Origin of the sequence: Bacillus sp. AP50, from assembly GCF_040492675.1 — a bacterium.
GTDB classification, from domain to species: Bacteria; Bacillota; Bacilli; order Bacillales; family Bacillaceae_G; genus Bacillus_A; species Bacillus_A cereus.
In genome coordinates this window covers 1-6,301 of the sequence record NZ_JBEUTW010000480.1, presented here as the reverse complement: position 1 = coordinate 6,301, position 6,301 = coordinate 1, and the positions used below count along the sequence as shown (strand labels likewise).

Sequence of the window (6,301 nt, the reverse complement as noted above, 5' to 3'; positions counted from 1 at the left end):
ACTTAAATATTTAAATATTTTTTATTTTCATCAACCACACTCCCATAAAACTGCATATTTTATTTTCAAAAAGTATGTTCGAGTATTTACAATCATCCCTTCCCTTCTCCAAATAAAAACAAAACCTCAGCTATGTTGTATTAGCTGAGGTTTTGTTTTTTCACGAAGTAATTGTGTATTTGCTCTATCGCGTTAACATCCATTAATTCTTTACCGTACTCCATGATGCGATAAATGGTTGCTGTAGACGGATTACCGTATTCCGCTAAAATAGCTATAAAATCCGCCTTTAACAATTGAATTTGTTCCTCTTCTTCCACCCAAAGATAGAAGCGCTCATCCCACGTATATAGCTTTCCGCCAGTTACACCAAGGTTATATAAGCGATTCGACAGGTTAATTACGTCATCTAGCGTAGCAAACTCATATAATATATGCTCACTTTCATCTAGAGTCACTTGCATTTCAATAAACTCGTCACGGAACTCATCATCTGTATCCATTTCTTGATTTTCTTTCGTTACAATTACAACCATCCCTTGTGCTTGTAGAGAAAACACTTCAACTGCAATCGGACCATCTGCTTCAAACCCTAATTCCTTATTTGCTTCTTGCATCATATCACGAAATAATTGCTGTACTTTCGGTGCATTTCTCCATAAATCTTCTTTCGTTAATCCTCGTTCAGATAAATCATCAAATGTTAGAAAAATTTTTATCTTATTGTAATTTAATCGTTCCAGCCTCATCTCATACCCTCCCTACGTAACCAATGCATCTAATTTTTATTATATGAAATAGAAAATAGATGGTTCTTTTCGAACAACTATTCCGACATTTTTAACCATCCATCCCATTCTTCTTTCGTATCACCAATTAAGATTGTTTCAATGTCCAACTGGTTTAGAACGCCTAGCTTTCCGATAAATCCAACAGAAAGAGATTCCCTTTTTTCTTGTAATAAATTTATAAAGTTCATCGTCTTTTTCATTTCTTGTTCGTCAGCAAAAGATATAAATACATATTTCGGCTGTATTTCCTCTACCGCTGATAACATACCATCTTCAGCTAAGCTTGTCCTAATATATATCGCCTCATATCCTTTTAAGCGTAAATAAGTTGAAAAAATAAATCCTTTCAATGCATCCTTTTCTAACACAATAACTTTGTGTAAAGAGGAAAACATTGAGGCATTGTGATACACCATCCCTAGACGCGTTTGTAAAAATGATAGTGCATATTGAAATTGCACCATTGAAATCTCATTATTATTTTTTGACGTTAATAATTTGTCTGTCACTCGAAGAACAATACTGGCAACAACCTTCTCTGTTGAATATATACTAAAAGCTTCGTTTAATAATGCAGCAATTGTAATTTCATCAAATTTTAACAAAGCTTGTAGCAAATCGTCCACTAAAACAACTTCTTTATCGAAATGTATCTCTTTTTGAACTGTACTCTGCAAACGATTTTCTTCTAATAATTGAACTGCTTGTCCAATCATCATACCGGAAGAAACTTTTTCCATTAACCATTTTAAAATTTGAATATGCTCTTCTGTATATAAACGATGCCCAGCTTGATTCCGCTTTGGGGCAATAATTTGATATCGTCTTTCCCATGCACGAAGCGTACTCGGCTGAACTCCAATTATATTCGAAACGGCTTTTATATTGTATTTCCCATTAAGAGTTGGCATCATTTCCCTCCGCACAATGTAATGATGTGTGTTTGAGCAGGTGCTCGGAAACGAAGTGGTATCAATGTTGTTCCATACCCATTACTAACAAAGAGAATCGTATTTAAATGGTTATATACGCCACCTTTTAAATATTTTTTAGATGGGAATAATCGGATTTGCCCTCCATGCGTATGTCCACTTAAGACAAGTGAAATCTGTTCATTTCCAGACATTTTTTTTATTATATCAGGGTTGTGACTAACTAGGATACGAAAACCATCTTCTTTACAATCCGCCAATGCCAAATCTAGACGATCACGGTGCAATCCAACATCATCTATACCGAGCAAACAAATTTTCTCGCCTAATTCAGACTCAAATACCACTCTTGTATTATCTAAAACTTTTACGTTATTTTCTAATAATAACGCATCTAATTCATGATATTCTATCTCATAATCATTGTTTCCCCACACAAAATATACAGGAGCTATCTCTCTTAACTTTTGAATATTCGCAGAGATTTTTGATAAAGAGACACCTTTCTCTGCTAAATCTCCTCCGATAATTACGAGATCTACTTTTCCTTTTACTTGTTCAATTAACAAATTCGAAATGACTCTTCTATGAATATCAGAAATAAAAAACACATTTACTTTTTGAAAACTTTTCGGAAATTCTTTAAATACTAAAGTATGTTCCAACACCGTATTACGCATCGCTTCTTTATACATCACAAGAAGCAATAAAATCCCCATGCCTATGAGAGTACTGAATAATATAATCCATATCATATTTTTGACTCCCCTCCTCATAAAGATAATCCTAGGCTTTTATAACAAACGGTGATCGCTTAACTCACTAACTTTCTTGCTTTGTGGACTTATCTTTTATCGGAATTTTTAATTCTTGACCTGCACTCACTTCATCGTCTTGCAAGTTATTATACTTTTTAATTACTTCAATTCCATTTCCATCTGAAAAATATTGCTTCGCTATACTTTCTAAAGTTTCTCCCTCTTTCACAGTATGCGTTATTACTTTTTCAGAATGTTTCTGCGACTCAGATTTAGCTGAATCAAAGAAGATTACTTCAAACGCACTTTTTCCGGCATTATTACTATCACCCTTCACCTGAATATATTTATCCGTGTACCACAAAATACTAATCGGCAGCAGAATGAATAGAAATGTTAAAACCCGGACGAAAATGTGATTTATTTTAAACTTTTGTTTTTTTTCTTTATTTCTATGAATTTCACTACGCGGCGGTAAACTTTCTTTTTCTTCCACTCGCTCAACTTCTAATTCCTCTTCAAAATCAGGAATTCGTTTCCTCATGTTGTTCACCACCACCTTCCATTTATTTTCTTAATTGGAGTCCCATTATAAAATCAACAAGAAAGTGTGCAAAGATTGTTATAAACAAATTTCCTGTCCATTCAAATACATAACCAAAGACAAAACTAATGAAACAGACGAAACAAAACAAAAATGGCTTTGTTATATAACGAATATGTAACACTGCAAATACGAAGCTCGCAATTACAATTCCAAAATGAGTCTGTACTACACCTCTAAATAAAAATTCTTCTGCAAAACCAATTAAGAACGTAATAACGAGTAAGTGTAGAACGGACATTCCTCGAAACATCTTATCGTTAATACCACCATCATCAAACCAAGACTCCGGAAACACTCGCATTGCAACATAATCTAATAACACAATACCAATCGCTAACAAACCACCTATAATAAGTATAGATACTGGTTCCCATTTCCATAAATTAAAGACTTCTTTTACATCTTGAAATAATATATATGCCAGTAAACAGCCAATACCGATAATAATTAACTGTGTTATATATAGATTCAGCCTTATTTCCTGCGGACTCATATCTTCAACATCATGCCTTTGAATGTTCATCATTCCTCCATCTTTTCTAGGCCGAAAAGCTTTTGTAACTCTGTTTCCCAATTATAGTCGAAATCCGATTGTTGCGCTCGTCTTTTTTTATAATCTTCTTTTATAATACCGCAATAATCGCAGCAATTAATTAACTCTTGCTCTTTCCTATAACCGAACTGTTGCAGCACATATTCACGTCTACACCCTTTAACTTGTATCCATGACTTCATATTTTCTAGCTCACTATATTTATTACGCAACCTTATTTCTACTTCAGCTATTAATCGGTTCATAATTTCATCTGACAAACCTTCTAATAATAATCTTCGTTGTTGTATAATTCCAACCTGTTCGAGATGATAACGAACGAAACGCCAATATTGCTCATTAAATCTTGCTGCATTATAACAAATTTCTTCTACATCTTCTATTGGTAATTCTTTCGTTTGAAACATTCTTTCTTGTAGTAAAGAAAATAAAAATTGTATTTGTGACTTACTTGGCAATTCATCCTCAATGATTGAAATTGGTAAATCATGATCCAACGGACTACATAATAAAATAGCTATACTCGGTTCGCCATCTCTTCCAGCTCTTCCGATTTCTTGTAAGTAAGAAGCTATATTAGTTGGATAATGAAAATGAATAATATATCGCGTATTCGCCTTATTTACCCCCATACCAAATGCACTTGTGCATATTACAAGTTGCAGTTGATCGTTCATAAACTGCTGTTGAATTAGCATACGCTCTTCATGTTCCATACCACCATGATAAAAAGCTACACCAGTAACACCTTTTCCTCTCAAGTATTCCGTTAACCTTTCTGTCCACGCTCTACTTGAGCAATATACAATCCCCGGCCCTTGTAAATACATCACCTGCTCTAAAAGCGCCTCTTTCTTTTCTTCTATCGTCTCTACAAATTGCACATCCATTGCAATATTAGGACGGTCAATAGAGTATACATGTTCCGCGGCACCCTTTAAATTTAAACTATTTGCGATATCCTGCAGTACCCCTTTTGTCGCTGTGGCTGTCAATGCTAATACTGTAGGAGAACCAATATTTTCAATAACTACATTTAGTTTTTTATAGTCCGGTCTAAAATCATAACCCCATTGAGAAATACAATGAGCCTCATCAACAACAAATAATGAAATATGAATTTTCTTCAATTCCCTAATTAATAACTCCGACTGTAACATCTCTGGTGAAACAAAAATAAATTTATATGAAGATAATTTTTTCATCGCTTCTCTTTTTTCATTTAATGTCCGAAAACTATTAAATGCTATTACTCGGTTTTTCACAACATACTTTAATTGTGTTACTTGATCTTCCATTAAAGATAATAACGGTGATACAACAAGCACTGTTCCTTCTCGCATAAGCCCCGGAAACTGATAGCACATAGATTTCCCTCTTCCAGTCGGAAGCATTGCTATCACATCTTTTCCTTCTAATAAATCTGTAATAACTCCTTTTTGACCTGGACGAAATTCAGAATATCCAAACCACTTATATAAATATTCTTCAAGTTTCATTTACACCCTCCATCCGCGCTAATACAAGACGAACTTCAAAATAAGAGATATCTTCTCCAACCGCTTGTTTCAAAACACGTAACTTCCGCGTTTGCAATGCTTCAATTACTTTTATTACTTTGTCTATCTTTTCTTTTTCCATAAACATTTCAATAGAAAAATCTTTTTCTCGCAAAGCAATTTCAACAAAATGATCTTCTATCGTTGCAACCTTTAAATTCCGAATCGTCGCTATTTCTTCTAAAGAACGTCCTTGTCTCCAAAAATTATATGTTTTTTTCGTCGATAAACTAAATAATTCAGCTCTCTCATTTGGATAAGATATAATTTCAGCTAATAGTGGAAATTCATTTTCTTTATCACGAACTTCTTGTATAAAGAAATGCATTGTACCCCAAAATAAAAAATACACTCTGAATATATCTTGTTTCGTAATTTCTGCTAATTGTTGCAATGTACAACCAATACGTTCATAACCCGTTAGTCGATATGTTACAATCGTCGCTTCTATCGTATTGCTCTTTTCTAAAAGATTATGTACTTCCGTCCATAGTTTTCTCGCCAACTCACTTCTCTTATATGGTATTCCTGTTAGAAAACGTTTCACCCACATCATTATTTCTGTATCTTGCTGAATTGGGATAAACTTCGTATTATTCTGTTGTAAATTTGATATAGTTTGAATAATTAATGATAATCTTTTCCAAAATGTTTCACCTAATTCACCATAATGTAAACCATGCAAATGCGCCGGAAAAGCATAAACTTCCTCCCATTTATGTAACTGCATTTTACCCGTAGGTGTTAACACATATGTATTTTCATGTATTTCTTGAATAAAATTCGCTTGCATCAACTTTGCAACTTCACCATCATAGTCATTTCTATTCAATGATTTGTATATTCCGAACAAAAAAGAAATTCGGAACATATTTCCATCTTGTAAAGTTTGCGAAGAACGTTTGCCCTTTAGTAAATAATAAATAGAAGAAACGGTTCTTTCACCATTCAATTGTTTTAAACAATGCAACAAAGTATATTGTATTTGCATGACCGCTTCCACCTTCCAATCTTAACTTCATTCTTTTCAGTACAATTACACTATCTACTTTCGCTCATTAAACTTATCATATAAGAACTATATACTTGTATATATTCTAT

The 6,301-nt window shown here is 33.6% G+C and carries 7 protein-coding genes; all 7 read right to left on the bottom strand.

Annotation, left to right across the window (positions count from 1 at the left end):
- Positions 1-140 precede the first annotated feature (140 nt).
- Positions 141-749, bottom strand: coding sequence for a genetic competence negative regulator (locus tag ABWK52_RS25095; protein ID WP_001235402.1), 609 nt, complete (start codon positions 747-749; stop codon positions 141-143).
- A gap of 77 nt (positions 750-826) precedes the next feature.
- Entirely contained in the window at positions 827-1,702 is an 876-nt protein-coding gene (locus ABWK52_RS25090) for a MerR family transcriptional regulator (RefSeq protein WP_001142650.1), read from the bottom strand.
- Complete coding sequence (locus ABWK52_RS25085) at positions 1,702-2,478, bottom strand: metallophosphoesterase (protein WP_000637796.1); 777 nt, start codon at positions 2,476-2,478, stop codon at positions 1,702-1,704. Before ABWK52_RS25085 ends, ABWK52_RS25090 begins: the two co-directional genes overlap by 1 nt.
- A 67-nt stretch (positions 2,479-2,545) precedes the next feature.
- The gene (locus tag ABWK52_RS25080) at positions 2,546-3,025 is read right to left on the bottom strand and encodes a LysM peptidoglycan-binding domain-containing protein (protein ID WP_001231550.1); all 480 of its coding nucleotides are present in this window, start codon (positions 3,023-3,025) and stop codon (positions 2,546-2,548) included.
- Between the two features lie 22 nt (positions 3,026-3,047).
- Positions 3,048-3,611: a CPBP family intramembrane glutamic endopeptidase gene (locus ABWK52_RS25075; protein ID WP_098507915.1), complete on the bottom strand. Its 564-nt coding sequence runs from the start codon at positions 3,609-3,611 to the stop codon at positions 3,048-3,050.
- Positions 3,611-5,140: an ATP-dependent DNA helicase RecQ gene (gene recQ, locus ABWK52_RS25070; protein ID WP_000762979.1), complete on the bottom strand. Its 1,530-nt coding sequence runs from the start codon at positions 5,138-5,140 to the stop codon at positions 3,611-3,613. The genes ABWK52_RS25075 and recQ overlap by 1 nt, the downstream gene beginning before the upstream one ends.
- Entirely contained in the window at positions 5,130-6,191 is a 1,062-nt protein-coding gene (locus tag ABWK52_RS25065; RefSeq protein WP_098507914.1) for a helix-turn-helix domain-containing protein, read from the bottom strand. The genes recQ and ABWK52_RS25065 overlap by 11 nt, the downstream gene beginning before the upstream one ends.
- Positions 6,192-6,301 lie beyond the last annotated feature (110 nt).